At 65.8% G+C, this 21,908-nt stretch carries 22 protein-coding genes; 12 read left to right on the forward strand and 10 right to left on the reverse strand.

Annotated elements, in window-relative coordinates; all coding sequences use genetic code 11:
* The first annotated feature begins 295 nt into the window (after positions 1-295).
* Entirely contained in the window at positions 296-1,915 is a 1,620-nt protein-coding gene (gene guaA, locus L810_RS21160; protein ID WP_021160340.1) for a glutamine-hydrolyzing GMP synthase, read from the forward strand.
* Between the two features lie 845 nt (positions 1,916-2,760).
* Entirely contained in the window at positions 2,761-4,116 is a 1,356-nt protein-coding gene (locus L810_RS21165) for a glycosyl hydrolase family 18 protein (RefSeq protein ID WP_021160341.1), read from the forward strand.
* A gap of 205 nt (positions 4,117-4,321) precedes the next feature.
* Here the strand turns inward: L810_RS21165 and L810_RS21170 are convergent, their stop codons facing one another.
* Both L810_RS21170 and L810_RS21175 read right to left on the reverse strand, forming a co-directional pair.
* On the reverse strand, positions 4,322-4,939 hold the full coding sequence (locus L810_RS21170) for a 3'-5' exonuclease (RefSeq protein ID WP_042975604.1): 618 nt from the start codon (positions 4,937-4,939) through the stop codon (positions 4,322-4,324).
* Between the two features lie 235 nt (positions 4,940-5,174).
* The gene (locus tag L810_RS21175; protein ID WP_021160343.1) at positions 5,175-5,828 is read right to left on the reverse strand and encodes a DJ-1/PfpI family protein; all 654 of its coding nucleotides are present in this window, start codon (positions 5,826-5,828) and stop codon (positions 5,175-5,177) included.
* A 108-nt stretch (positions 5,829-5,936) separates the two neighbouring features.
* Here L810_RS21175 and L810_RS21180 point away from each other — a divergent pair, with 108 nt between their 5' ends.
* A complete protein-coding gene (locus L810_RS21180) occupies positions 5,937-6,491 on the forward strand; it encodes a TetR/AcrR family transcriptional regulator (RefSeq protein ID WP_042975612.1) in 555 nt (184 codons plus the stop codon).
* Positions 6,492-6,620: 129 nt separating this feature from the next.
* On the opposite strand, the gene L810_RS21185 is transcribed toward L810_RS21180, so the two are convergent.
* From L810_RS21185 to L810_RS21220, 8 genes are all read right to left on the reverse strand, one after another.
* Positions 6,621-7,085, reverse strand: coding sequence for an acetyltransferase (locus tag L810_RS21185; RefSeq protein WP_021160345.1), 465 nt, complete (start codon positions 7,083-7,085; stop codon positions 6,621-6,623).
* A 102-nt stretch (positions 7,086-7,187) separates the two neighbouring features.
* Positions 7,188-7,679 carry an NUDIX hydrolase gene (locus L810_RS21190; RefSeq protein ID WP_021160346.1) on the reverse strand — a complete coding sequence of 164 codons (492 nt, stop codon included), beginning with the start codon at positions 7,677-7,679 and terminating at the stop codon, positions 7,188-7,190.
* 46 nt (positions 7,680-7,725) lie between these two features.
* Positions 7,726-8,610: an NAD(P)-dependent oxidoreductase gene (locus tag L810_RS21195; RefSeq protein ID WP_021160347.1), complete on the reverse strand. Its 885-nt coding sequence runs from the start codon at positions 8,608-8,610 to the stop codon at positions 7,726-7,728.
* A gap of 97 nt (positions 8,611-8,707) precedes the next feature.
* Positions 8,708-9,031 carry a gamma-butyrobetaine hydroxylase-like domain-containing protein gene (locus tag L810_RS21200; protein ID WP_021160348.1) on the reverse strand — a complete coding sequence of 108 codons (324 nt, stop codon included), beginning with the start codon at positions 9,029-9,031 and terminating at the stop codon, positions 8,708-8,710.
* A complete protein-coding gene (locus tag L810_RS21205) occupies positions 9,028-10,023 on the reverse strand; it encodes a HEAT repeat domain-containing protein (protein ID WP_021160349.1) in 996 nt (331 codons plus the stop codon). The genes L810_RS21200 and L810_RS21205 overlap by 4 nt, the downstream gene beginning before the upstream one ends.
* Before the next feature lie 166 nt (positions 10,024-10,189).
* Complete coding sequence (locus tag L810_RS21210) at positions 10,190-10,435, reverse strand: 4Fe-4S dicluster domain-containing protein (protein ID WP_006764074.1); 246 nt, start codon at positions 10,433-10,435, stop codon at positions 10,190-10,192.
* Positions 10,436-10,446: 11 nt separating this feature from the next.
* On the reverse strand, positions 10,447-12,186 hold the full coding sequence (locus tag L810_RS21215; protein ID WP_042975607.1) for a fumarate reductase/succinate dehydrogenase flavoprotein subunit: 1,740 nt from the start codon (positions 12,184-12,186) through the stop codon (positions 10,447-10,449).
* Positions 12,183-12,953: a GntR family transcriptional regulator gene (locus L810_RS21220; protein WP_021160352.1), complete on the reverse strand. Its 771-nt coding sequence runs from the start codon at positions 12,951-12,953 to the stop codon at positions 12,183-12,185. The genes L810_RS21215 and L810_RS21220 overlap by 4 nt, the downstream gene beginning before the upstream one ends.
* Before the next feature lie 324 nt (positions 12,954-13,277).
* Here L810_RS21220 and L810_RS21225 point away from each other — a divergent pair, with 324 nt between their 5' ends.
* The 9 genes from L810_RS21225 (at position 13,278) to uraD (ending at position 21,896) form a co-directional block, all read left to right on the forward strand.
* Positions 13,278-14,516 carry an MFS transporter gene (locus L810_RS21225; RefSeq protein WP_021160354.1) on the forward strand — a complete coding sequence of 413 codons (1,239 nt, stop codon included), beginning with the start codon at positions 13,278-13,280 and terminating at the stop codon, positions 14,514-14,516.
* Between the two features lie 278 nt (positions 14,517-14,794).
* A complete protein-coding gene (locus L810_RS21230) occupies positions 14,795-15,196 on the forward strand; it encodes a DnaJ family domain-containing protein (RefSeq protein ID WP_006478536.1) in 402 nt (133 codons plus the stop codon).
* Positions 15,193-15,789, forward strand: coding sequence for a tRNA adenosine(34) deaminase TadA (gene tadA / locus L810_RS21235; protein ID WP_021160355.1), 597 nt, complete (start codon positions 15,193-15,195; stop codon positions 15,787-15,789). The genes L810_RS21230 and tadA overlap by 4 nt, the downstream gene beginning before the upstream one ends.
* 100 nt (positions 15,790-15,889) lie before the next feature.
* Positions 15,890-16,828: a muramoyltetrapeptide carboxypeptidase gene (ldcA, locus tag L810_RS21240; protein WP_021160356.1), complete on the forward strand. Its 939-nt coding sequence runs from the start codon at positions 15,890-15,892 to the stop codon at positions 16,826-16,828.
* 307 nt (positions 16,829-17,135) lie between these two features.
* Positions 17,136-17,840 (forward strand): GntR family transcriptional regulator, encoded by a 705-nt coding sequence (locus L810_RS21245; RefSeq protein ID WP_021160357.1) that lies wholly within the window; start codon positions 17,136-17,138, stop codon positions 17,838-17,840.
* A gap of 149 nt (positions 17,841-17,989) precedes the next feature.
* Complete coding sequence (locus tag L810_RS21250) at positions 17,990-19,474, forward strand: NCS1 family nucleobase:cation symporter-1 (protein WP_021160358.1); 1,485 nt, start codon at positions 17,990-17,992, stop codon at positions 19,472-19,474.
* A 10-nt stretch (positions 19,475-19,484) separates the two neighbouring features.
* On the forward strand, positions 19,485-20,276 hold the full coding sequence (locus L810_RS21255) for an aspartate/glutamate racemase family protein (protein ID WP_021160359.1): 792 nt from the start codon (positions 19,485-19,487) through the stop codon (positions 20,274-20,276).
* A 148-nt stretch (positions 20,277-20,424) separates the two neighbouring features.
* On the forward strand, positions 20,425-21,378 hold the full coding sequence (gene puuE, locus L810_RS21260; RefSeq protein WP_027787128.1) for an allantoinase PuuE: 954 nt from the start codon (positions 20,425-20,427) through the stop codon (positions 21,376-21,378).
* Positions 21,375-21,896, forward strand: a complete 522-nt coding sequence (gene uraD, locus L810_RS21265; RefSeq protein ID WP_021160361.1) for a 2-oxo-4-hydroxy-4-carboxy-5-ureidoimidazoline decarboxylase — start codon at positions 21,375-21,377, stop codon at positions 21,894-21,896. The genes puuE and uraD overlap by 4 nt, the downstream gene beginning before the upstream one ends.
* Positions 21,897-21,908: the final 12 nt, after the last annotated feature.

Raw genomic sequence — 21,908 nt, forward strand, 5'->3', positions numbered from 1 at the left:
CGCCGCGTCCGGCCGAGCCGGCGATGGCGCAAGCGTCGTCGGCCGCGCCGCAGCGTGTCGAACCCGTCGTCAGCCGTCCCGCGGCGGCGTCGCCGGCCGCCGCACCGTCATCGGCCGCATCCGGCCAATCGTCGTCAGGCACCGTCGCACTCGACGAGCGCCCGCCGATGCAGGATTGACCGGCTATGCGTCGCGCGTGCAGCCTTCCGCCCGACGCCGCTGTCCATGCTTTTGACGCAGCGCATGATGCAAACGATGCGCTGCTTTTCTTATTCTCTTCATCCCGTCCGCAGCCATGCACGACAAAATCCTGATTCTCGACTTCGGTTCGCAAGTCACCCAACTGATCGCGCGCCGCGTGCGTGAAGCGCACGTCTACTGCGAAATCCATCCGAACGACGTGTCCGACGACTTCGTCCGCGAATTCGCGCCGAAGGCGGTGATCCTGTCGGGCAGCCACGCGAGCACGTACGAAGACCACCAGCTGCGCGCGCCGCAGGCCGTGTGGGATCTCGGCGTGCCGGTGCTCGGCATCTGCTACGGCATGCAGACGATGGCCGTGCAGCTCGGCGGCAAGGTCGAGTGGAGCGACCACCGCGAATTCGGTTACGCGGAAATGCGCGCGCACGGCCATACGCGCCTGCTCGACGGCATCGAGGATTTCAAGACGGACGAAGGCCACGGGATGCTGAAGGTCTGGATGAGCCACGGCGACAAGGTGGCCGAGCTGCCGCCGGGCTTCGCGCTGATGGCGTCGACGCCGAGCTGCCCGATCGCCGGCATGGCCGACGAGGCGCGCGGGTACTACGCGGTGCAGTTCCACCCGGAAGTCACGCACACGGTGAAGGGCCGCCAGATCATCGAGCGTTTCGTGCTGCAGATCGCCGGCGCGAAGCCCGACTGGATCATGAAGAACCACATCGAGGAAGCCGTCGCGAAGATCCGCGAGCAGGTCGGTGACGAGGAAGTGATTCTCGGCCTGTCGGGTGGTGTCGATTCGAGCGTCGCAGCCGCGCTGATCCATCGCGCGATCGGCGACCAGTTGACCTGCGTGTTCGTCGACCACGGCCTGCTGCGCCTCAACGAAGGCAAGATGGTGCTCGACATGTTCGAAGGCCGCCTGCATGCGAAGGTCGTGCACGTCGACGCATCCGAACAGTTCCTCGGCCACCTGGCCGGCGTGACCGATCCGGAAGCGAAGCGCAAGATCATCGGCCGCGAGTTCGTCGAGGTGTTCCAGGCCGAGGCGAAGAAGCTGTCGAAGGCGAAGTGGCTCGCGCAGGGCACGATCTACCCGGACGTGGTCGAATCGGGCGGCACGAAGACGAAGAAGGCGACGACGATCAAGAGCCACCACAACGTCGGCGGCCTGCCGGAAACGCTCGGCCTGAAGCTGCTCGAGCCGCTGCGCGACCTGTTCAAGGACGAAGTGCGCGAGCTGGGTGTCGCACTCGGCCTGCCGCCGGAGATGGTGTACCGCCATCCGTTCCCGGGCCCGGGCCTCGGCGTGCGGATTCTCGGCGAAGTGAAGCGCGAGTATGCAGACCTGCTGCGCCGCGCGGACGCGATCTTCATCGAGGAACTGCGCAACACGACCGCGACCGCGCAGGATGCGGCTGCCGGCCTGTGCGGCGAAGCCGATATCGGCAAGACCTGGTACGACCTGACGAGCCAGGCGTTCGCGGTGTTTCTGCCGGTCAAGTCGGTGGGCGTGATGGGCGATGGCCGCACGTATGACTACGTGACGTCGCTGCGCGCCGTGCAGACGACCGACTTCATGACCGCACACTGGGCGCACCTGCCGTATGCGCTGCTCGGCCGTGCGTCGAACCGGATCATCAACGAGGTGCGCGGGATCAACCGGGTCGTGTATGACATCTCGGGCAAGCCGCCGGCGACGATCGAGTGGGAGTGAGCGGTAAAAAGCGCCTCTTGAATCATTGGCTGACGCAGGACCTTGCAGGGTTTTCGTTGCGATCCGCATGGTTCTAAGCCATTGACGTAGAAGCGAACTTTCTACGAATCCGGAGACTGCCCGCCGCGTATGCGCTGCCAATGACAGTGGGGCGGGCAGTAGCCGAATGCACGATTGCGACTCGATAATCTGCCGGCAACGGGATTCGGTCGTGGCAGTAAAACTCCTTCCAGAATGCGGGACGCGGTGCGGGTTTGCGGGCACATCGAGGGCTCGTGATTGGTAACGGTAAAAGCGGTGCCCATCACGAGAACAAAAAACGAGGCTCACTGAATTCGCATTCCGCAATCCTCTTGAATCCCGTACAGCCCAGTACAAGATCGCCGACCGCGACGGCATGCATGTCGCAGTTTCTCCGGCGGGCACGTTTCCTTTTTTCGATACGATTACCTGCATTATTGAGTGAAGAGAAACGGCGGCGGCCGTGCGCCGCGTCGAAGCCCTTCGCCGAATGCGTCGCCAGTTGGCGTAATGAAGCCGGAATGGTGAATCCGAAAGTGCATTGTTGCGCTCGACAGGGATTTTGTCGTCGAATTGATGTCACGTGTTTCCCCAAAGGATCGATGTTTTTTTCGCGCAGTTTGCGCCGTTTTATCTTTTGCCACTTCCTATAATGGTCTTCAGCAACGTGGAACGCCTTGGTTCATTACGTGGCTGTATCGTCTCCGGGCGTGACCGCATTGCCGATGCGCCACGGTCAATTGGCCGTGGTATTTGGTGGCCTTCTACTGTAGTTGCAGCGTCGTGCGCCACCGCCAAAAAACGCTACGTCACAGGAAAGAAAAATGGCAAACCTACAAAACGGCATCAATGCGTGGATTTTCTTGAACGAAGACGAACCGCCACAAACCAACTACAACAGTCCCGAAAGTTGCTATCAATCGCTGATCGATTGCAAGGTTTACGACAGTGCAAATTTTCTTGGCATTGCTTTTTTCGAAGTCGTTCCCGCCGCACAGGGTTCCACGATCCAGATCGGCAACGCATCGCATTCGGGTGGGCTGACCAATCAGGATTATTTGAATTTTGTACTCCGTGATGCGCGCCAGGTGAATCCTGGAATCAAATTTCTGGCCACGATGGTGTATTCCGGCGCCAATACATTGGCGGCGGTTTTCTCGGGAGGTGGGGATCCGCAAACGCAGGCGGCCAATTTTGCGAATAATCTGGTGACATATCTCCGGAATAACGGAATGAATGGCCTGGATATCGATTGGGAAGGCGATGTTTCCGATAAAATGACGCAATCGCAGTTCCAGATTCTGTTCTCTGCAATTCGCGCCGAATTCGATCGGCAGCCGGTGAAATATTATCTGTCGTTCACGCCTGCATGGCCCACCAGTTCGATTGATTACGCTACGGTCAATAGCCAGTTCGATTTTGTCTCGCCTCAATTCTACGACGGCACGCCGCTATCGGATTTTCTTGATGCCGGCATATCGCCGTCCAGGATCGGCTATGGTGCTCAGTTCGAACCAGGAAATTCAGCCCCCAATGCCAGTGCGCAACAAGTCTGGAGCATGGTTTCGGAAGGTTTTTCTTCCGGGGGTACGCGGTACGATTATCAGGATATTTTCGTCTGGCGCTTCAATTCTGGAAACTTCCAGTTCGAGCAGGCGCAGTTCATGATTCTCGATCAACTCGGCAATCCGCCCACCAGCAACACCTTCGACGACACACCGATTATCAGCGCCGCAGGTAATCCCAACCTAACCCGAGTGACGATCCGGTCAGGCGACGTACTCAACGCGGTTCAGGCCGTCAATACCGGGACGGGGCCCTATAACACCGGTACCCAGGGAACGGGAACCGGAATATTTACCTTGTTGCAACATGGCGGAAACAGCGGGACTGCCCAGGTCATCAATATTCCGCTTGACGATCCGATCGTGTCCATTTCCGGCTACACGGGCGTGTGGTACGGCTGGCAATGTGTTTTGCAACTCACATTGACCGGGAAAAGCGGGGCAACTTACGGCCCGTTCGGCAGTATGGCCGGCTCGACCACCCGGAATGGTTTCGTACAGTCTGCTCCGGCCGGACAAAGCGTGGTCGGCTTCAGTGGATCTACGGTGACGGTTCCGTTGGCAGGGGGCAGTCAGACCGCAATTCTTGCAACGCTGAATGCCGTTTTCGCCTGAGGCACCTGATAACGAATTTTCAGTACCTGCGGCAATCGTTGACCAAGGCCATGCGACTGCATGGCCTTTTTTCAATGCGTGTCGGGAGATTCCCAAGCCGTTTTGCGCTCACATGCTGCCTGAGTCGTGAAACGTCGCGTGGCACGCGTGATGCGGCAATCCGTCATGTGCCCGACAGCGATCGCCCGTGGCCGTCGACCGATTCTCACGCATGCGCGCCCGCGAGCGAGCGCAGGTACATCGGCACTTTCGCCTTCGCCGTTGCCTGGACACGTGCCATGAGCGCGTGATCGATACGATCCAGCCCGTAAGTCCGGGCAATGTCCTGCTGCAGCCTGCACCACAGGTGGCTGGCCATTTCGGCATCGACCATCGCCCGGTGCGCCCGTCCCGATTTCGGCAATCGCAGCATGTCCGCGAGGCTCGACAGGCGATGACTCAGCGCGTCCGGGTAAATGCGGCGCGCCACGAGCATCGTGCAGGCAAAGGCATGCTCGGCCGTCATGCCAAGCAACCCGAGTTCCGCCTGCCAGAACCGTTTGTCGAAACCGGCGTTGTGGGCCACGACCGCGTGTTTGCCGACGAACGCAGCCGCTTCCTTCATGACTTTCGATGCCGGCGGCGCCGATGCGATCATCTCGTTCGTGATGCCGGTCAGCGCGACGACGTCCGACGGTATGCGTCTGCCTGCATTCATCAGACTCTGGAAACGATCGACGACTTGTCCGTCCCGGAGGAGGATGACGGCGATTTCGGTCGCACGATCACCCAGGTTAGGCGAAAGTCCGGTTGTTTCGAAGTCCAGTACCGCAACGGTTTGCATGGTCGAATCCTGTTGCTTCACGCGGTGTCGTTCAGAGAGGCCGAGAGGTTAGCATCTCCAGGCCCGTGGCAGACTTGTTCGGCTCGAGAAACGACCATCCGTGCGGCGAAGGCCGACCCGATCGATGGCCCGGATCGCCCGCGAATGCGTCCCGATCCGCCGTTGGCTCGGCAGGACGCACAACGCTGCAACAGCGTACTGGCTGCCGGCTATCGACAGCCCATCGACCCGCGCGTCATGCCGCGAGCCCGTTTTCGCCTTCGACGATCCGGATCGGGCTCGTCGCTTGTCCCGCACCCTGCCTGATGCTGAACTCGATCAGGTCCTCGTAAATCTCCCGTTGCCCGGCAGGCAGCACGGGCAGCAGCGTCTCGCGCCGCTTGTCCGCGTCGAACATCGATTCCACCAGCCATCCCGTCAGGTAGAGCGACGCAAGGCATCCGCCCGCGGTCGCGACGTTGCCGTGGCACACCAGCGGCTGGTCCATCACTTGCAGCCCGACTGCCTGCAAACCCTGCCGCGCTTCGGGGTGCGTCGTCGCGCGGCGCTGCGGCAGCAGCCCGAGCCGTTCGAGAATGAAGGCGCCGCCGCAGATCGACCCGACAAGCTGGCGTTCGGGATCGAGATCGAACGACGGCAGGAAACCGGGATCGGCGAGCGCGGCCGGTACGCCTTCCTTGCCGCTCGAAAACAGGACCGCGTCGGCGCGATTGGCGTCGGCGAGCGGGCCGTGCGTCGGGATAGCCAGCCCATGGGCGGAATGCAGCACCGGCGTTGCACCCAGGATCCGGACGCGCCAGTCCTTGTTGTTGCGACCGAGGATGTCCCACATCAGGAACAGGTCGACGTCGGTGAACCGGTCGAATGCGACGAGTGCAATGTCTTTCAAGGCGGACTCCTTAAGTAATGGCGCGCTGCCGGAAGCGGCGGCGGCCGTGATAGAGTGCGCAGCCTATCTGTCCATGCCGCACCATACACAGCCTGTATGGCGATGACGATGAGCACACTGACGCGAAATGACTGGATTGCCGCGGGTTTCGACGCCCTCGACGGAGAAGGGTACGCGGGGATTTCGGCCGAGAGCCTCGCGCGTCGGCTGAACGTGACGCGCGGATCGTTCTATCACCACTTCCGCAATCGCGAGGACTTCGTCAGGACGTTGCTGACCGCGTGGGAGGACGACTACACCGCGCGCATGCTGGCGTATGCGGCGGAGGGCCACGGTGCCGGCGACACGCTGTTGCGCTACCTGCGCATTGCCGCCGAGAAACGGCCCGGGCGTGAAATCGCGATCCGCGCCTGGGCGTTGCACGATCCGCTGGTCGCGGAATGCCAGCAGCGCGTCGACGCGGCGCGGCTCGCGTTTGCGATCGACACGTCGCGCCGGCTGGTGCGCACGCCGGGCGAGGCCGAGATCGTCGGGCAGGCCGTGCACTTGTGCCTGATCGGCGGACAACAGGCCGGGCTGCGGCGCGATGCCGACCGGTTCAACGGCTTCGTGCAGCGTGCTTTTTCAATGGTCGAACGCGTGCTGCCGATGCGTCGCCCATGACGCGCCATCTGGCACACGTACCGGTGCGCGCGGCATGCGTGGCGCGGACACGGTAGTACGCAGCCGCATTCGCGTGTCCGGCGTGTGTGACGTGGCGGGCGGCGCGATATCCCGGCCCGGAAAAGTGGGTTACGCGTGCCGTGGCGACGAGGGCGGTGCCGAGCGACGGCGCAGGTGGATCAGCGGATAGGGGCGTCCTTGTCCATCGAGCGCCGATCGCCCGCAGCGCTCGAAGCCGAGCCGTTCATAGAATCGTGCTGCCGATTCGTTCTGCTCGTTGACGTCGGTCGACAGGTCGGGATGGCGCGTGAGTGCGTCTTCCACGAGCAGGCGCCCGATGCCTGCGCGATGGTGCGCGGGATCGACGAACAGGGCTTCCATGTGACTGCCGTCGAGCAGCATGAAGCCGATCGCATGGTCGGCCTCGTCGACGGCGAGATCGAGCGGCGCACCGGGCAGGAACCCGACCACTTCGGATTCGATCGCGCGACGGTCGTCGTCGCTCAGGAAGTGATGCGTGGCGTCGACCGCGTTGCGCCAGATATCCAGCACGCGTGCGCCGTCGGCCTCGGTGGACTTGCGAATTCTGATCATGTCTGACCTGTTTTGATTGGTAGTTTGAAGGTCGGCGGCTCGCCGACACCGTCATGGCCGCGATCGGGCCGCTCGCAAGGGATGCGGGCAGACGGCGTTGTTTCAGGGAGTGGCCGCGCGCCGTGCGTCGCCGAGGCCCGCTGCACGTTCGATCGCTCGGCGCGCGACGTCGCGAACGCCCGCGCTCATCGGTAAATCGTCGCGGTCGAGCTCGGCGAGATCGAACCAGCGTGCGTCGAGCGCATCGTCGCCGGCAGCAGGTGTGCCGCGCAGCCAGTTGCACAGCACCGCGACCATGACGAAATGCTGGTGCACGTTGCCGCCAGCATCGTAATCGAAGGCATCCAGCGCGGTAAAGACGTCGAGTGCCTCGACGTCGACGGTCGTCTCTTCCACGATCTCGCGCACGATCGCGTTCGCAATCGATTCGCCTGCTTCGATCTTGCCGCCAGGAAAGCCCCAGCATCCCGCATCGGGCGGATTGGCGCGGCGCACCAGCAGCACGTCGCGTTCCCGCAGGACGACGCCGATCACGGCGGGAACGGGGCGTACGGCGGCGATGACGCCGATCGGGGAGCGGGGCGAGTCGGACATGACGGATCGATGCGTGCGTGTGGTCGAGGGGGCGGCCGGTGGCGATTCACTGCGCATCGTGCGTGCGCTGCTCGATCGCGCGGATCACGGCGACCATGTCGTCCGCGCCGTGTCCGGCCCGCTCGGTCTCGCCGTAAAGCGCGTGGCAGATGTCGAGCAGCGGCGACGCGATGTTGGCGCCGCGCGCGGATTCCGCGACGAGGCGTGCATTTTTCAGCACGTCGGTGATCGCGGCCTGCACCGAGAAATCCGCCGCGACGAGTTTGCCGAGTTTCACGCGCGACACGTCGCTCGCCATCGGTCCCGCGTTCAGCACGTCGGCGAAGCGGGCGAGATCGATACCGTGGCTTTGCGCGAAATGTGTGGCTTCGGTCAGGCCGGTGACCATCGTGATGAGGAACAGGTTCACGGCGAGCTTCATCGTCAACGCCGACGGTACGTCGCCGCACACGAAGCTGTCGCGGCACAGCGGCTTCACGAGCGCGCGGACGGCGTCGACGTCGTCCGGCGCGCCGGCGAGCATCACGACGAGTTGACCGGCTTCGGCCGGCTTGCGCGAACCCGACACCGGTGCTTCGACGTAACGGCCCGACGCGGCGGCGATTTCATCGGCCAGCGCGCGCGAATAACCGGGTGCGTTCGTGCCCATGTTCACGATGGTGTGCCCGCCGACACGGGTAGCGAAACCGGACGTGCCGCGCGCGAGAACGGCGTCGATCGCCGCGTCGTTCGCGAGCATCAGGATCACGGTGGAGCAGGCGGCGAACACGTCGTCGGCGTGCTCGGCCACGCGTGCGCCGGCGTCGCGCAACGCATCGTCGCTGCCGTGCGACCGGCTCCATACGACGAGCGGCGTGCCGGCCCGCGCGAGATTGAGCGCCATCGGCGTGCCCATCACGCCGAGGCCGATGAATCCGACTGCGGTTTGCATGTTCTGACTCCCACGGTGGGTGGAGACGATCGTGGGCGTCAGTATCGCAGCGTTTCCGCACGTCTGCCATGTCGTCCGCGCACCCGCGGGAGCCACGTCACGGCCGCGCCGTCGTGTCCGCCCTTTCAGCCCTATCAGCCCTATCGGCCATGTCGGCCAAAAACGGCCACGGATAGATGCCGCGGGCATGGCCGTCGCCGAAGAGGGCGCGGATGCCGTATCCGGCTGCCTCGAGGCCGGCCAGCGTCAGGTCGGGCCGCGCATCGACACGACCGCCGTCGAGCCGGATCCTTCGGCATTCCGCGCACGGGCAATCACCGCGCAACCGCGCATAACCGATGTGTTGCGTGCGGCCGTCCGGCCAGCGGAGTGTCAACGTGCGCGCAGCGTGATCGAGCGCGATTTCGGTCGGCGCGATCATCGCGACGCCTCGTCGATTTGCCGGATCGCGATTCGCACGGCTTTGCGCACTTCCGGATCGTGATCCTCCAATGCGTGAGTGAGCGCGGCCAACGTCGCACGGTCGCGCAGTTCACCGAGCGCAAGCGCGGCTTCCTTGCGCAGGTTGCTGATCGCATGCGACAGCAGTGCGGCGACGGCCGGCGCCGCCGCAGCATCGCGCAGTTGCCCGAGCGCACGCGCGGCACGCAAGCGCACCTGCCAGTAGTCGTCGTCGAGCGCGGCGGCGAGCGGGTCGCGCGCGGCCGCGACACGCAACTTGCCGAGCGTCGTGGCCGCTTCCTCGCGCACCTGCCATTCGCGGTCGCGCAGCGCGGCGAGCAGTGCGTCGATGGTGGCCGCATCGTCGGGTGCCGCGAACCCGATCGCGCCGACCGCGGCGCGTCGCACGTCCGCTGCGGCATCGGTGGTCGCGATGCGCGCGAGCGGCGGCAGCGCACGTGGGTCCCTGAGCCAGCCGAGCACCGCGACGGCTTCAGCGCGCACCGCGGGGTGTTCGGCATCGAGTGCGCGCAGCGCGGGCGCGAACGCGCCGGGGTCGCGCAACTCGCGCAATCCGCGCAGCACGGCGCGGCGCACGAACGACTCGGGCCGGTCGGCCCATCGGCACAGCACGGTACCCGATGCCGCGTCCTTCAGTTCGGACAGGCTCTGCGCGGCGGTGGCGCGTACACCTTCGTCCGGATCGAGCAATGCGCCGCACAGTGCGTCGACGACGTCGGGCTGCTCCCAAGCGCCGAGTACGCGCGCGGCCTCGCTGCGCACGTCGGCCGACGGATCGTCGCACAGTGCCGCAACGAATGACGGCACCAGATCGGATTCCTCGAGATCGGCAAGCTCGATCAGTGCGATGCGGCGCACGGATGCGTCGGGCGCGGCGAGGCGGAGGGCGAGTGCGGCACGATCCGGATCGTGCGTGCCGGGCAGCGAGGCGGTGGAAGAGAAAGCGGTCATGGGCAAAGGATCGGTTCGGTGAAAAAGCCGCTGGTCGCGGAGCGCGATGCATGGGCGGCACGGCATGGCGATGCGAACCTGGCGAACGCCGGCCCGGCCGTCACGTCGTCGATGCACGGCCTGCACAGGCGGCACGGGCGGCACGACGACGACCGGCCGCGCGCGCTCAGCGCAGCAGGTAAGGGATGTCGACCTTGACCGCGCCGGTCGGGCAGTCGCGCTCGCACGGCATGCAGTACCAGCATTCGTCGAACTGCATGTAGGCCTTGCCCTTGGTCACGTCGATCGCGAGCAGGTCGAGCGGGCACACGTCGACGCAGACGGTGCAGCCCTTGTCGGCAATGCAGCGTTCCTCGTCGATCGTCACGGGCGCGCTGCTGCGCAGGAAGATGTCGTGCGGGGTATGGGGCACGGTAGGGCTCCTCAGAGGGCGGCCGCGAGCGCGGACGGTTCGCGGATGCGCAGATTCGTGTAGGCGCCGCGATCGTCGTCGGCGAGCGGCACGATGTACGGCTCGACCGGGCGCTTCTCGCTGCGCATCGCGCCGTCGGCGTCCTTGCGCAGCCAGGTGTGGCAGAACCATTCGGCGTCGTTGCGATGCGGAAAGTCGACGCGATGGTGGTACAGCCCCCAGCGGCTCTCGGTGCGGAACAGCGAAGCGCGCGCGGCCATTTCCGCGCAGTCGCGGATCGCGCGCACCTCGGCGGCGCGCATCAGTTCGTGCGGATGGCTTGCCTTTATCTCTTCGATATCCTCAGTAATGGCGTCAAAGCGCTGGAGGCCGATTTCCATTTTTCGCGTCACCTTCGGCGGTTGCAGATAGTCGTTCACCATGCGGCGCAGCTTGTATTCGACCTGCGCCGGTGCCAGGCCGCGCTCGCGCAGCAGCGGGGCAAGCACGCGCTTGCGTTCGGCGGCGACCTGTTCGTCGTTTACCGGCGCATGCTCGCGGCCGGCCACGTAGTCGGCCGCGTTCTGCCCGGCAAACCAGCCGTACGTAAATGCGCCGAGCATGTAGTTGTGCGGGACGGCCGCCATGTCGCCGGCCGCGTAAAGGCCGGGCACGGTCGTCTCCGCGCGTGCGTTCACGTACACACCGGACGCGCTGTGGCCGCTGCAGAAACCGATCTCGGAGATGTGCATCTCGACCATCTGGCTGCGGTAGTCGGTGCCGCGCCCCGCATGGAAGCGGCCGCGGCTCGGCCGCTCGTTCGTATGCAGGATCTGCTCGATGGTCTGGATCGTTTCCTCCGCGAGATGGTCGAGCTTGAGGAACACGGGGCCGTTGCCGCTTTGCAGTTCCTGATAGAACTCCCACATCATCTGGCCGCTCCAGTAGTCGCATTCGATGAAGCGTTCGCCCTTGCCGTTCGCGGTGAAACCGCCGAGCGGGCCGGTCACGTACGCGCACGCGGGGCCGTTGTAGTCCTTGATCAGCGGATTGATCTGGAAGCATTCGAGATTCGCGAGCGCGGCACCAGCGTGATAGGCCATTGCGTAGCCGTCGCCCGCGTTGGTGGGGTTCTCGTACGTGCCCATCAGGTAGCCCGAGGCCGGCAGGCCGAGGCGGCCGGCCGCGCCGCAGCAGAGAATCACGGCCTTCGCGCGGATCACGTGGAACTCGGCCGTGCGGCAGTCGAAGCCGAGTACGCCGCTCGCGCGGCCCAGTGCGTCGGTCAGCACGCGCGTCGCGACGATCCGGTTCGTGATCGCGATGCGTGCGCGCTTCAGTTGCCGGTACAGCACCTTCTTGATGTCGTGTCCTTCCGGCATCGGCAGCACGTACGAACCCATGTGATGGACCTTCTTCACCGCATAGTCGCCGGTGCCGTCCTTCTCGAACTTCACGCCCCAGCGGTCGAGCTGCTCGATCGTCGCGAAGCTGTGTGTCGCATACGCGTACACGGCTTCCTGGTCGACGATCCCGTCGTTGGCGATCGTGATCTCGCGCGTGTATTGCTCGGGCGTCGCATGCCCGGGAATCACCGCGTTGTTCAGGCCGTCCATCCCCATCGAGATCGCGCCGCTGCGTTTCACGTTGGCTTTTTCGAGCAGCAGCACGCGCAGGGACGGGTCGCGCTCCTTCGCCTTGATCGCCGCCATCGGGCCGGCCGTGCCGCCGCCGACCACGACGATGTCGTATTCGAGCACAGGGGTAGTCATCGTTGTTTCCTTGCAGGTTTGCGCGGTTTTTGCCGGTCGATGCGCAGCCGGTACTGGAAGGCATCGCCGCGGAAGTACAGGTATTCGTAGTCGATCGGTGCACCCGACGCGTCATGCGTGAGGCGCTCGATGCGCAGCACGGGGCTGCTTTCCTCGACCTGCAGCGCATCGACGATCTCGTCGTCGGCGAGGATCGCGTCGATCGACACGTCGGCATGGCCGAGCGGAATGCCGCAGTCGTTTTCCAGCACGAGGAAGATGTCGCGGGTCGCGAGATCGGCACCCGCGAGGCGCTTGCCGAGCGCTTCTGGCACCCAGGTCTGTTCGAGCGACACGGGCTCGCGATTCAGCAGCCGCACGCGGTGAATCTCGACGAGCGGCGCGCCTTCCGGCACGTTCAGCTTCGTTGCGAGATGGCGGTCGGCCTTGACGGTGCGGACACTGCGCACCTGGTTGACGATCTCGTAGCCCATCGACGACATCGCCTCGGCGAAACCCTGCAGCGACGTCACGTTCTGGAATGCCTTCGGCTTCGATACGAAGGTGCCCTTGCCGTGCAGCTTGAACAGCAGTCCTTCCTTCTGCAGATCGCCGAGCGCCTGGCGCACCGTGATCCGGCTGACGCCGAACGCCGCGCAGAGTTCGTGCTCGGAAGGCATCCGGCTGTGCGGCGCGTAGGTGCCGTCGAGGATGCGTGCGCGCAGCGTGTCCTTGATCTGCACGTAGAGCGGGGCCGCCGACAGCGGCACGACGTTGGGTGAGGTCATCGATCAACTTGTTATGACAAGATTGCTCGAGTGTAGTCAGCGCGATCGCGCGCCCCAACCAACGATTTCTGATTTCGACTTTCCGATTCCGGAAAAGCACGGCGGGAGGGGCGGACCGAGAGGGCGATCCGGCGTGCGGTGTCGGCCCGATCCACCCATGACGGGCAAAGTGGAGCGGCGGACAATCAAGGCAATTCGCAGGCGCATGTGTCGCGCGTGTCGATTTCCCGATGCGTCGCCCGTCGTATCCATGTCGACCGGGCATTGCGCCACGCGGGTAGCGCCCGGGTACCGAGAATTGCCGTAACGAAAAGGAGACATCCCATGCCGGATTCCCGATACCGCTGGGTCATCGTCGCCGCAGGCGGCTTGATGGGCTGCATCGCCATCGGTGCGATGTTTTCGCTGCCCGTTTTCCTGCGCGCGATCGCGCGCGACACCGGCTGGTCGATGACCGGCATTTCCGGCGCGATGACGCTCGGCTTCATCGCGATGGCCTTCGCGAGCATGGGGTGGGGCAGCCTGTCGGACCGCGTCGGCACGCGCCCGGTCGTCATGACGGGTGCCGTCCTGCTGTCGGCAAGCCTGGCGCTGGCGAGCCGCGCGCCGTCGCTGCTCGCGTTCCAGCTGACTTTCGGCCTCGCCGTCGGCGGTGCGACGGCCGCGATATTCGCGCCGATGATGGCATGCGTGACGGGCTGGTTCGACACACACCGCAGCCTGGCGGTGTCGCTCGTGTCGGCCGGCATGGGGATGGCGCCGATGACGATGGCCCCGCTGGCCGCGTGGCTCGTGTCGGTGCGCGACTGGCGTACGTCGATGCTGCTGATTGCGGCGCTGGCGGCCGTCGTGATGATTCCGGTGTCGCTGCTGGTGCGCCGGGCGCCCGCGCTCGACGGCGCGCATGCGGCCCCGGCGGCTCCGGCGGCCCCGGCGGCCCCCGCGCCGGCCGGTGACCCCGCGGCGATGTCGGTCGCGCACGCGCTGCGTTCGCCGCAGTTCATCGTGCTGCTGCTGACCAACTTCTTCTGTTGCGCGACGCATTCCGGCCCGATCTTCCATACGGTCAGCTACGCGGTGACGTGCGGGATTCCGTTGATCGTCGCGGTGTCGATCTACAGCGTCGAAGGGCTCGCCGGCATGGGCGGCCGGATCGTGTTCGGGATCCTGGGCGACCGCATCGGCGCGAAGCGCACGCTGGTGGCCGGGCTGTTTGCGCAGGCGCTCGGCGCGCTCGGGTACGACTTCGTGCGCACGCTCGACGGGTTCTACGCGGTCGCGACTCTGTTCGGCTTCATCTATGCGGGCGTGATGCCGCTGTATGCGGTGCTCGCGCGCGAGAATTTCCCGCTGCGGATGATGGGCACCGTGATCGGCGGCTGCGCGATGGCCGGTAGCCTCGGGATGGCCGCGGGCCCTGTGGCCGGCGGCCTGATCGTCGATACGTTCGGCAGCTATGGCTGGTTGTACGTCGGTTCGTTCGCGATCGGCGTCGGCGCGTTCCTGATGGCGATGATGTTCCGCCCGTTCGTGAAAGCGCGGCCGGACACGGCGGCCGCGTGAGCCGGCGGCGGAAACGAGGCGGCCTGAATTTCACCGTATCGGCGCGGCGCGGCCCGCGTTGCCACGGACAAAAAACAGGGCCGGCATTGCGTCCGTTCGCGGGTGTCTGGGCAGCCTGCAGCCCGCTGCGGCGCAGCAGCGCGGCAAATGATGCCGATCGGCACGCATGCGCCGCGATTCGGCCCCTAAAAACGCAATATCGAGCATATATTCGAAGGGCCTGTCATACCCGCGTCACCCTGCTAGAATTCGGCCTGCCGCATTGTTCCGATTGACTGATGAGATTGCTTGACGCCCTGGTCGAACAACGTATTGCCGCCGCCGCCGCGCGGGGCGAGTTCGACGATTTGCCGGGTACCGGCGCGCCGCAGGCGCTGGATGACGACCTGCTCGTGCCCGAGGAGGTGCGGGTGGCCAACCGTATCCTGAAGAATGCAGGCTTCGTGCCGCCGGCCGTCGAGCAATTGCGCGCGCTGCGCAACCTGCACGACGAAGTGCAGGCGGTCAGCGACCGTGCCGCGCGGTGCCGGCTGCAGGCGAAGATCCTCGCGCTCGACATGGCGCTCGAATCGCTGCGCGGCGGCCCGATGGTGATGCCGCGCGACTACTGCCGGCGCATCGCGGAGCGCCTGTGCGAGCGCGGGCTCGACGAAGCGTCCGCCGAAGCGGGGCCGATGTGACGTCCGACGCGCTGCACGACGCAGCCCGCCCGGCAGACACCCCGGCGGCCGAACCCGCCGCCGATTCTCCCGTTCCCGAAGCTGCGCCCGTATCGGCGCGCGACCTGCATTTCATGCGTCTCGCGCAGGCCGCCGCCGAAGAGGCGCGCGCGGCCGGCGAAGTGCCGGTCGGTGCGGTGCTCGTGCGCGGCGACGAAGTGATCGCGCGCGGCTTCAACCATCCGATCGGTGGGCACGACCCGTCGGCCCATGCGGAAATGGCCGCGCTGCGCATGGCCGCGCAGCATCTGCAGAATTACCGGATGCCCGGCTGCGAGCTGTACGTGACGCTCGAACCGTGCCTGATGTGCGCGGGCGCGATCATGCATGCGCGTATCGCGCGGGTCGTCTACGGTGCCGCCGATCCGAAGACGGGCGCCTGCGGCAGCGTGATCGACGCGTTCGCGAATCCGCAGCTGAACCACCATACCGAAGTGACCGGCGGCGTGCTCGCCGACGAGTGCGGCGCCGCGCTGAAGTCGTTCTTCGCCGAGCGCCGTCGCGCGCTGCGCGAAGCGCGGCTGGCCCGCGACGCCGAATCCGGCGCGTCATAGGCGCGCCCGCCGCCCCGGCCCGAGCCGGGCGTGCACGGCTTCGTGAACCGGAGACGGTTCAGACCCTCTAAGCAGGTTTGACGACCCGACACCTTTCGCCATGTCCTTCCAGCCCGCCGCGTCCTACACCATCCGGCTGCTTGCGCCGTCCGGCTATCCGCACGACCCCGACGCGATCAACCGCGCGCTCGAGCGCCTCAGCACCGCACAGCACCGCATCGAGAACATCGAGGCGACGCAGCGGCGCTTCCAGCGGTTCGGCGGCACCGACGGCGAGCGGGCAGGCGACCTGAACCGTCTTGCCGACCCCGAGCGGCCGCTGCCGGACATCGCGCTGGCGGTGCGCGGCGGCTACGGCGCCGCGCGCATCCTGCACGGGCTCGACTATCGCGGGCTCGAACGCAGGCTGCGCGACCAGCCGGTCGCGCTCGTCGGCCACAGCGACTTCACGGCACTCCAGCTCGCGCTGTATGCGAAGGCACGCATCAAGACGTTCGGCGGCCCGATGCTGTCCGCCGATTTCGGCGCGGAAACGCCGAGCGACTTCACGATGCAGCACTTCTGGCAGACGCTGACGCAGCCGAGCACGACGATCATCGCCGACGCGCCGCAGGTGCAGAGCGTGAACGTGACGGGCACGCTGTGGGGCGGCAACCTCGCGATCCTCACGTCGCTCGTCGGCACGCCGTACATGCCCGACATCGAAGGCGGCATCCTGTTCATCGAGGACGTCAACGAGCAGCCGTTCCGGATCGAACGGATGATCTATCAACTGCACCTGTCGGGGCTGCTCGCGCGCCAGCAGGCGCTGGTGCTCGGCCAGTTCACCGGTGCGCGGCCGTTCGAGTACGACAACGGCTACGACATGCAGGCGATGATCGAGCAGGTGCGCGCGGTGGTCGGGATTCCGGTCGTCACGGGGCTCCAGTTCGGCCACGTGCCCGACCTGCTGACGCTGCCGTTCGGCGCGCACGCGCAACTGGTCGCGAATGCACACGGGTTCCGGCTCACGCTGTCGGACTATCCGCACCTCGGCTGAGGTGGGCGCGATCGATCGAAAGGCGGGTTCCCCGCCTTTTTCTTTATGTGGATTCGCAACTAACGATCAAGTTTTTTCGTCGGCATCTGCAGTGCGATCGCCGAATCTTGCACCAGTTTTGTCAACAAAAATGCCGGAAGGGTATACGACGAGAAGGGCCTCGGTCATAGGTCGCAGCCTTGTCGTGCATGGATTCGACGCATCATGCACTAAACGGGGTCGCGTCGATGCACGCCGATTGTGCGCAATGCCGGAAAAGAATTGTTGACAATCTTTATGTCCGCCCTAGGATGAGGATCATCACACGATGCCGATCATGAACGAGCCCGAAGCCCACCTGTCCGGTGCAGCCAGCCCCGAAGCGATCGCCGAGCGGATCCGCACGGCGATCCTCGAGCATCGGCTCGCGCCCGGCGCGAAGCTGACGGAGGCGCAGCTCTGCGACGTATTCGGCGTGAAGCGCGGGGCGATCCGCCAGGCGCTTGCGCAGCTCGCGACCGACAAGCTCGTCGAGCTCGAGCCGAACCGCGGTGCGTTCGTCGCGAGCCCGACGCTGCAGGACGTGCACGAGGTGTTCGAGATGCGCCGGATCATCGAGCTTGCCGTGGTCGAGCGGCTCGCGACCGGGCCCGGCGCGAAGCGGCTGAAGGGCGTCGCCGCGCTGATCGACAAGGAACGCAAGGCGTTCGAGCGGCACGACTTCGCGGCGTGGATCCGGCTGTCGGGCGAATTCCACACGGCGCTCGCCACGCTGATGGGCAATGCGACGCTCAGCGAGTGCCTCGAAGGGCTCGTCGCACGCTCGACGCTGATGTCGGCGCTGTACGAATCGCACGGGCGCAGCCCGTGCTCGTGCGACGACCATGACGAGATCCTCGCCGCGCTGGAGGCGGGCGATCCGAAGCGGGCGGTGACGCTGATGGCGCACCACCTGCAGCATGTCGAACTGAAGATGCTGGACCGGCCCGCACAAGGGCAGGTCGATTTGCGCGAAGTGTTCGGCGGCGCCTGAGCGGCGACGCGAACCCGGCCGCGCGCCACAGAACGAGCGAAATGCAGGCCCGCGGCGTTTGCCGCGGGCCGCTGGTCCGACTCCGGGCGTCGATCCGGAGCGATATCGATGACGGTGGAGCGGCCATCCGGTCGCGTCAAGGAGAAGTCATGGCTCAGTTCAGTGTGGCGCACGATAGCGCCTATCCGGCGGATGAAGGCGGCGAGGGCGGCGACCCGACGCTGCCGAAGGGTTACAGCGAACGTCTGTACAACGAAGATTTGGCACCCCTTAAAAACCAGACATGGGGTTCGTACAATATCTTCGCGTTCTGGATGTCGGACGTGCACAGTGTGGGCGGCTACGTGTTCGCGGGCAGCCTGTTCGCGCTCGGGCTGACGAGCTGGCAGGTGCTGATCGCGCTGATCGTCGGGATCAGCCTCGTGAACGTGCTGTGCAACCTGATCGCACGGCCGAGCCAGCAGATCGGCGTGCCGTATCCGGTCGCGTGCCGCGCGACGTTCGGCGTGCTCGGCGCGAACGTGCCGGCCGTGATTCGCGGGCTGATCGCGATCGCGTGGTACGGCATCCAGACCTATCTCGCGTCGAGCGCGCTCGTGATCGTCGTGCTGAAATTCTTCCCGCAATGGCTGCCTTACGCGGACGTGCATCGCTACGGCTTCCTCGGGCTGTCGGCGGTGGGCTGGGCCGGCTTCATGCTGCTGTGGGTGCTCCAGGCGTTCGTGTTCTGGAACGGGATGGAGACGATCAAGAAGTTCATCGACTTCGCGGGCCCGGCCGTCTACGTCGTGATGTTCATCCTCGCCGGCTACATGGTGTGGCGCGCGGGCTGGCGCAACATCGGCATCAACCTCGGCGGCGTCAAGTATCACGGCGCGGAAGTGATTCCGGTGATGATCACGGCCGTGTCGCTGGTCGTGTCGTACTTCTCCGGGCCGATGCTGAACTTCGGCGATTTCTCGCGCTACTGCCGCTCGTTCGGCGACGTGAAGCGCGGCAATTTCTGGGGGCTGCCGGTCAACTTCCTCGCGTTCTCGCTCGTCACGGTGATCACGACGGCAGCGACCTTGCCCGTGTTCGGCGAACTCATCACCGACCCGGTCGAGACGGTCGGCCGCATCGACCATCCGACGGCGGTGATCCTCGGCGCGCTGACGTTCACGATCGCGACGATCGGCATCAACATCGTCGCGAACTTCGTGTCGCCCGCGTTCGACTTCTCGAACGTCGCGCCGCGCCTGATCAGCTGGCGCGCGGGCGGGATGCTCGCGGCCGTCGCGTCGATCTTCATCACGCCGTGGAACCTGTTCAACAACCCGGCCGTGATCCACTACACGCTCGACGTGCTCGGCGCGTTCATCGGCCCGCTGTACGGCGTGCTGATTGCGGACTTCTACCTCGTCAAGCGCGGCCGGCTCGTGCGCGACGACCTGTACACGATGTCGGAAAGCGGGACGTACTGGTACACGGGCGGCGTGAACCGCCGCGCGCTCGCCGCGCTGTTGCCGGCCGCGGTGATCGCGATCGTGTGCGTGATGGTGCCGGGCTGGCAGGGCGTCGCGAACTTCTCGTGGTTCATCGGCGCGGGGCTCGGCTTCGTGTTCTACCGGCTGCTCGTGAACGCGAAGGCCTGAGGAGCATGCGATGAAGATCCGGCTGATCAATCCGAATACGACGCAGCGGATGACCGACGCGATGGGCCGCTGCGCGCGCGAGGTCGCGGCCGCCGGCACGGAGATCGTGGCGGTGAGCCCGCCGATGGGGCCGCCGTCGATCGAAGGGTATTACGACGAGGCGCTCGCGACACCGGGGCTGCTTGCCGAGATCGCGCAAGGCGAGCGCGACGGCTGCGACGCATACGTGATCGCGTGCTTCGGCGATCCGGGCCTGTACGCGGCGCGCGAACTCGCGCGCGGGCCGGTGATCGGCATCGCCGAGGCCGCGATGCATGCGGCGAGCGTGCTCGCGCCCGGCTTCTCGGTCGTCACGACGCTCGCGCGCACCTGCGGGATGGCGTGGCACCTCGCGGAGCGCTACGGAATGAAGCGGTTCTGCCGCAATGTGCGCGCGACCGACGTCGCGGTGCTCGAGCTCGACCGGCCGGGCTCGGCCGCGCGGCGGATCATCGTCGACGAATGCCGGCGCGCGCTCGACGAGGACGGTGCCGACGCGATCGTGCTCGGCTGCGCGGGGATGGCCGAGTTCGCGCACGAAATCGAGCAGCAGATCGGCGCGCCGGTGGTCGAGGGCGTCACCGCGGCGGTCAAATGGGCCGAGGCGCTCGTCGCGCTGCGCCTCGCGACGGCGAAGCGCGGCGATTACGCGCGCCCGCTGCCCAAGCGCTACGACGGCGCGTTCGCCCGCTTCAGCCCGCCGGGCGGGGACGAGGCAGAGCCGGCCCCGAATTTGCCGCAACCGCACATACACACCGTCTGACACGCACTATCTGCGCCGCTGTATGGGCGCGTATGGGCGTTTTCGCTACACTGGGCCGTCATCGCATCGGCCCGCGCGGCCGGCCTGCGGCACCCGCGCGGTCGATGCGAACCCATTATTTCAGCGAGCTTTCGCCGCACTTCGAACCATGTCACTCGATCCCAACTATCCTCGCGACCTGATCGGCTACGGCCGCCATCCCGTGCAGGCGAACTGGCCGGGGCGCGCCCGCGTCGCCGTGCAATTCGTGCTGAACTACGAAGAGGGCGGCGAGAACTGCGTGCTGCATGGCGATCCGGGCTCCGAGCAGTTCCTGTCCGAAATCGTCGGGGCGGCCGCGTATCCCGACCGCCACATGAGCATGGAGTCGATCTACGAGTACGGTTCGCGGGCCGGCGTGTGGCGCATCCTGCGCGAATTCGAGAAGCGCGGGATGCCGCTGACGGTATTCGGCGTCGGCATGGCGATCGAACGCCACCCGGAGCTCGCGCGCGCGTTCGTCGAGCTGGGCCATGAAATCGCGTGCCACGGCTGGCGCTGGATCCACTACCAGAGCATGACGCCGGAGCTCGAGGCCGAACACATGCGCCTCGGGATGGAAGCGATCGAGCGCGTGACGGGCGAGCGCCCGCTCGGCTGGTACACCGGCCGCGACAGCCCCAACACGCACCGTCTCGTCGCGGAATACGGCGGTTTCCTGTACGACTCCGACAACTACGGCGACGACCTGCCGTTCTGGATGGACGTCGAAGTGTCGGGCGGCAAGACGTCGCCGCAGCTGATCGTGCCGTACACGCTCGACACGAACGACATGCGCTTCGCGACGCCGCAGGGCTTCAACACCGGCGATCACTTCTTCGACTACCTGCGCGACGCGTTCGACGTGCTGTACGCGGAGGGCGACGAGGCGCCGAAGATGCTGTCGATCGGCATGCACTGCCGGCTGCTCGGCCGGCCGGGCCGTTTCCGCGGGCTGCAGCGTTTCCTCGATCACATCGAAAAGCACGATCGCGTATGGGTGACGCGCCGTGTCGATATCGCGCGTCACTGGCGTGAACATCATCCGTATCAGCCCAATCATCGAAACGAAGGGAAAGCATGAAGGCGATGCGCTACACGTTGGATCAACTGAACACGATGGCGCCGAGCGCATTTGTCGCGGCGCTGTCGGGGATCTTCGAACATTCGCCGTGGGTGGCCGAAGTCGCCGCCGGCGAGCGACCGTTCGCGAGCATCGACGCGCTGCACAAGACGATGTCGGGTGCCGTGGAATCGGCCGGCGAAGCGCGCCAGCTCGCGCTGATCAACGCCCACCCGGAACTGGCCGGCAAGGCCGCCGTGCGCGGCGAGCTGACGGCCGAGTCGACGCGCGAGCAGAGCGGCGCGGGCCTCGACCAGTGCACGCAGGAAGAGTTCGACAAGCTGCTGACGCTGAACCGCACGTATCGCGAGAAGTTCGGCTTCCCGTTCATCCTCGCGGTGCGCGGTTATGACCGGCACGGCATCATCGCGAACTTCGAGTCGCGCGTGAATCATTCGCGCACCGAGGAACTGCGCGCGAGCCTCGACCAGATCTACCGGATCGCGCGCTTTCGCCTCGACGACCTGATCGACGCCTGACACCGCAGTACG

The organism is Burkholderia sp. AU4i, from assembly GCF_000466765.1.
Taxonomy (GTDB): domain Bacteria; phylum Pseudomonadota; class Gammaproteobacteria; order Burkholderiales; family Burkholderiaceae; genus Burkholderia; species Burkholderia cepacia.

What these genes read in the sequence shown, in the direction of transcription:
- guaA (WP_021160340.1), top strand. Translation starts at nt 296, where the DNA reads ATGCACGACAAAATCCTGATTCTCGACTTCGGTTCGCAAGTCACCCAA.
- L810_RS21165 (WP_021160341.1), top strand. Translation starts at nt 2,761, where the DNA reads ATGGCAAACCTACAAAACGGCATCAATGCGTGGATTTTCTTGAACGAA.
- L810_RS21170 (WP_042975604.1), bottom strand. Translation starts at nt 4,939, where the DNA reads ATGCAAACCGTTGCGGTACTGGACTTCGAAACAACCGGACTTTCGCCT.
- L810_RS21180 (WP_042975612.1), top strand. Translation starts at nt 5,937, where the DNA reads ATGAGCACACTGACGCGAAATGACTGGATTGCCGCGGGTTTCGACGCC.
- L810_RS21185 (WP_021160345.1), bottom strand. Translation starts at nt 7,085, where the DNA reads ATGATCAGAATTCGCAAGTCCACCGAGGCCGACGGCGCACGCGTGCTG.
- L810_RS21190 (WP_021160346.1), bottom strand. Translation starts at nt 7,679, where the DNA reads ATGTCCGACTCGCCCCGCTCCCCGATCGGCGTCATCGCCGCCGTACGC.
- L810_RS21195 (WP_021160347.1), bottom strand. Translation starts at nt 8,610, where the DNA reads ATGCAAACCGCAGTCGGATTCATCGGCCTCGGCGTGATGGGCACGCCG.
- L810_RS21200 (WP_021160348.1), bottom strand. Translation starts at nt 9,031, where the DNA reads ATGATCGCGCCGACCGAAATCGCGCTCGATCACGCTGCGCGCACGTTG.
- L810_RS21205 (WP_021160349.1), bottom strand. Translation starts at nt 10,023, where the DNA reads ATGACCGCTTTCTCTTCCACCGCCTCGCTGCCCGGCACGCACGATCCG.
- L810_RS21215 (WP_042975607.1), bottom strand. Translation starts at nt 12,186, where the DNA reads ATGACTACCCCTGTGCTCGAATACGACATCGTCGTGGTCGGCGGCGGC.
- L810_RS21220 (WP_021160352.1), bottom strand. Translation starts at nt 12,953, where the DNA reads ATGACCTCACCCAACGTCGTGCCGCTGTCGGCGGCCCCGCTCTACGTG.
- L810_RS21225 (WP_021160354.1), top strand. Translation starts at nt 13,278, where the DNA reads ATGCCGGATTCCCGATACCGCTGGGTCATCGTCGCCGCAGGCGGCTTG.
- L810_RS21230 (WP_006478536.1), top strand. Translation starts at nt 14,795, where the DNA reads ATGAGATTGCTTGACGCCCTGGTCGAACAACGTATTGCCGCCGCCGCC.
- ldcA (WP_021160356.1), top strand. Translation starts at nt 15,890, where the DNA reads ATGTCCTTCCAGCCCGCCGCGTCCTACACCATCCGGCTGCTTGCGCCG.
- L810_RS21245 (WP_021160357.1), top strand. Translation starts at nt 17,136, where the DNA reads ATGCCGATCATGAACGAGCCCGAAGCCCACCTGTCCGGTGCAGCCAGC.
- L810_RS21250 (WP_021160358.1), top strand. Translation starts at nt 17,990, where the DNA reads ATGGCTCAGTTCAGTGTGGCGCACGATAGCGCCTATCCGGCGGATGAA.
- L810_RS21255 (WP_021160359.1), top strand. Translation starts at nt 19,485, where the DNA reads ATGAAGATCCGGCTGATCAATCCGAATACGACGCAGCGGATGACCGAC.
- puuE (WP_027787128.1), top strand. Translation starts at nt 20,425, where the DNA reads ATGTCACTCGATCCCAACTATCCTCGCGACCTGATCGGCTACGGCCGC.
- uraD (WP_021160361.1), top strand. Translation starts at nt 21,375, where the DNA reads ATGAAGGCGATGCGCTACACGTTGGATCAACTGAACACGATGGCGCCG.